The following is a 3,743-nucleotide window of genomic DNA, read 5'->3' on the forward strand; positions in this document are numbered from 1 at the left end:
TTTAAATCATTGAATGAAGTCATTGATCAGTTGCAAGAAGTTATCCAAAGCTTATCAACTACTCGCTTACGATCGATTGTCCATAGAGAATGGATATCTGCTAATTTTGATTCTGAATGAGTATAAATATAGTCGCTAACAGTACTCTAGTCACCCATTACAGTTGACAAAGAGCAAAAAAAACACAATTGATTCTTGGATTCTACTCCAATCAGGCAATTGTGTTTCATTGAAGCCTTTATCAGCCGTCCTAACTTAATGACATCACCTATGGATTTTCACCCATTATAGAAATTATAGAGCCCTAAAATCTACATTTTTGGGGTATGCTCTCAGACTAACTTCCGAATCATGCTTTAGTGGAACTTACTTTGAGAAGTTACAAAGTTTTCAAAATTATTCTAAAAAAGATTCTCAAGCATATTCTTTATATTAATACAGAGCTCATCATCCTTAGACAAATTTCCCATTGCTCTACGTTGTTCATAAAAAATATCTTCCGATTTAACTGTTGAAATACCTAATATATCTTTGGTTTTTTCCTTAAAATATATCTTGCCATTTGGATCATTAGAAAAATCATATTCACTCCCCGACTTAGAAGCATCTAATTTAGCCAATTCTAATTCAGGAGTCACAAAAGGTAAAAAATCAACATATTTAAACCAATAATCAATGAATTCTCGTTGGACTATTGGTAACTCTTCCTTATCGCCAGAATAACTAAATCCTAAATTTCCAATTCCTGTTATCTCTTTTATTATATCATTTAATTCGGAATTCTTAGCCTCTGGTATATTAATTGGATTCACTTTCCCCTTCTCCATGTAGCTATTTTGAATAACCTTTTTTCCTTCAAAACTCCTTTTCTTATCACCGTCCAGCCAATAATATTTATTCTCTGGCTTCTCTGCTGCGGATGGAACAATATTATTTTTTATCATCTGCTCTGCGCCCCCCACCAGATATCGAACTATAATATTTTCTCTGAAATTTTTCCTTAGATCCGTATTAGCTTCCCGATCTATAACAAACTCAATCAATGATTTAACTAATTTATCTTCCACATATATCAATTTTTTATCTCTGTGTTCCTCACCTAATTCGAAAAAGGCATCCTGAAATTCCACATTTTCTAAAATTCGTATCCTATCATTAATTTTTGACACTAACTTTATAGCTTCCTTAGGAAAATCTTTAACTAAGTGTATTGAGTGGGTTGTAATTACAACTTGGTGCTTCTTTTCCTTTACCTGGTTTAAAATGAAGTTTTTCAATCGATATATAGCACCTGGATGCAATGATATTTCTGGTTCATCAATTAATACTAATGACTTATCAGGAGCATTCAAAATATCATTTACTAACAAAATAACTCTGGCTTCACCTGTACCCGCAAATGCCTCTGAATACTCCATACCATTCTTCTTTATCCATATAGTTTTAGAAGCCTTATTTCTGCTTGATCTTGTGTAAAAATTATGAGTAATAATTTTTATATCAGAATAATTTTCTCCCATAATATAACTAACTTTATCACATACTTCTTTATCTATAACTAGATTATCATGAATCATCTCTTGTCTATAGTATTTATAACTTAATTCCCCACTTTTCAAAACTTTCGCTAGAGGCCTTGACATCTTTCTAATCAGATCTTGTTTCTTTTTTTGAGTCTTTGTTTTAGAAAAATCACAATGATAAAAAAATAAATCAAATGCTGATACATACTCTTTACAATCACAATACACTACATCTTTTTTTAACACATCCCATCTTGTTAAAGATGAACTTCCATATTCTTTATAGGCGCCTCTTGGTAAGATTTCCATATTATATTTTTTTGCGGAGCATAAGGTTCCCAATAATCCATACCTTTAGCTGTGCCAGATCTCCCCTTCAACACCTCTACAATTTTATTCGCAGATGTATTAAAGTATCCATATATAAGACAACTCTTCTCATTTTTTTCCTCATCCTCATCAATAGTATCAACATCTGTACTAAACCAGTAATCTGATACACTATATCCATCTGGAGAGCCATACAGAGCTTGTAATATAGAAGTCTTATTACCTCCATTTTGTCCTACTAGTAGTGTTACTGGATAAGAAAACGTTATTTTAGAATTTTCTTCCAAAGATTTATATTTTGGAAACCTAATATGTTCTATAAAGGGATAAAATAGTGATTTATTCTGGAACATTCTAGATAAATCATCTAATATTTTTGTAGTCTCTCTCATTACTGTATACCTCATTAAGGATTTTCTGAAAATATTTCCCACTAGCTTCTGCTAATTTGACAGGGACTGCGTTACCAATTTGTCTGGCTAATTGAGCTCTATTTCCTATAAAAACATAATCATCATCAAAGGATTGCAATCTTGCTGCTTCTCTAGCGCTTAAGGCTCTGTCTTGAGTTGGATGTCCAAAACGTCCTTTTGAGTATGACATGCATCCACCAGTCATTGTTATGGATGGTTTTGAAATATCTAGAATACCATACACATCTCCATGTCCATTGTTTCCTGCATGACATTTCAGCCGTAAATACTCTGGTAAACAACTCCTACTCCCACCACCATTCCTAATATACTGTATTCTCTCAATATTTATATCTGATAATTTATTTGCTATGTGATTATATATTCCATTACCAATATATTCTTCTCCATCAACTATCTGAGGTAAATCCATAATAATATCTGCATTCACCCATTTCTTAAGATCTCCAATACCAGATTTTGAATGTGTTTGCTCAGGCAAACTAATTCTAAAATTTTCAAATACTATACTCTTTTTTACACCATGTAAAACTAATCTTTTACGTAATTGAGGAACTCCAAAATCCGCAGCATTTAATATACCATATGAAAAATGATAATCTTCTTTAATACCCTCTAAAAACTTATGGAATATTATTTTATTCTTCTCTCTTGCTATTCCAGAGACATTCTCCATTAGCAAAAAATCTGGATTTATCTCTTTAATCAAGCGTAAATATTCAAAAATTAATTGGTTACGTGCATCATTTGTATCATTAGTTCCAATTGTTGAAAAACCTTGACAAGGTGGGCAAGCAACCAGTAATAACTTATCATCAGGAGTTAGATTTATTTTTGACAATAAATCATCTCCTGTAATATTCAAAATATCATCTACTAGCAACTCAACTTCTTCATTATTATATTTATAAGTTCTAGATGCAACCTTATCAACTTCGACAGCTACCTGAACTGATATTCCAGCTTTTTTAAACCACTTGTAGTACCTCCTGCACCACTAAATAAGTCTATAGCAATAATATTACTCATTCTAAAACTCCCTATTATTCAACTTTTAAAAATTATATCATAAGAGTCGAAAGGTTTAAAATATAATTAGCCACTCATCTCGAGACAAACGGTAGACACCTGATATATCCTTACCCATTGTACTGGTTGATTAAGTATAGACAAGTGAATATTTTAAACTGAAACCATTCTCCATTTGACTTGAGAGGGTAAAATATTGGTTCGTAAGCGCCCAATAACAAGGTATCTTTAACCGAACTAGAAATCTAGCTATACTAATCTTATAAATCATCAGGATGGAGATTGATATGGTAGATTCTTGCTCGTTCACTAGGATAAATTTATGCGATTTAGGTCGGGTTCATTTGATAACTGGTAAAACAGATATGAGGCAAGGAATTGATTCCTTGGCTTACTTAGTGAAACAGGAATTTGAATTAGACCCCTT

At 32.1% G+C, this 3,743-nt stretch carries 4 protein-coding genes and 1 pseudogene; 2 read left to right on the forward strand and 3 right to left on the reverse strand.

Going from position 1 to position 3,743, the window contains the following annotated elements; translation table 11 throughout:
- A pseudogene (locus tag E4T71_RS10285) lies at nucleotides 1-120 on the forward strand (IS630 family transposase); the annotation flags it as partial.
- A 281-nt stretch (nucleotides 121-401) separates the two neighbouring features.
- On the opposite strand, the gene E4T71_RS08255 reads toward E4T71_RS10285, so the two are convergent.
- The 3 genes from E4T71_RS08255 to E4T71_RS08260 are packed head-to-tail and all read right to left on the reverse strand — an operon-like array spanning nucleotide 402 to nucleotide 3,245.
- A complete protein-coding gene (locus E4T71_RS08255; protein ID WP_228062393.1) occupies nucleotides 402-1,832 on the reverse strand; it encodes an AAA family ATPase in 1,431 nt (476 codons plus the stop codon).
- A complete protein-coding gene (locus E4T71_RS10290) occupies nucleotides 1,781-2,245 on the reverse strand; it encodes an AAA family ATPase (RefSeq protein WP_228062394.1) in 465 nt (154 codons plus the stop codon). Before E4T71_RS10290 ends, E4T71_RS08255 begins: the two co-directional genes overlap by 52 nt.
- On the reverse strand, nucleotides 2,217-3,245 hold the full coding sequence (locus tag E4T71_RS08260) for a DNA cytosine methyltransferase (RefSeq protein WP_245165719.1): 1,029 nt from the start codon (nucleotides 3,243-3,245) through the stop codon (nucleotides 2,217-2,219). Before E4T71_RS08260 ends, E4T71_RS10290 begins: the two co-directional genes overlap by 29 nt.
- Before the next feature lie 358 nt (nucleotides 3,246-3,603).
- Here E4T71_RS08260 and tnpB point away from each other — a divergent pair.
- Nucleotides 3,604-3,743 (forward strand): IS66 family insertion sequence element accessory protein TnpB (gene tnpB / locus E4T71_RS10505; protein WP_167758503.1); only part of this gene is annotated, 140 nt, incomplete at its 3' end.

Source organism: Streptococcus sp. WM07 (genome assembly GCF_004570525.1).
In the GTDB taxonomy this organism is placed as follows: Bacteria; Bacillota; Bacilli; order Lactobacillales; family Streptococcaceae; genus Streptococcus.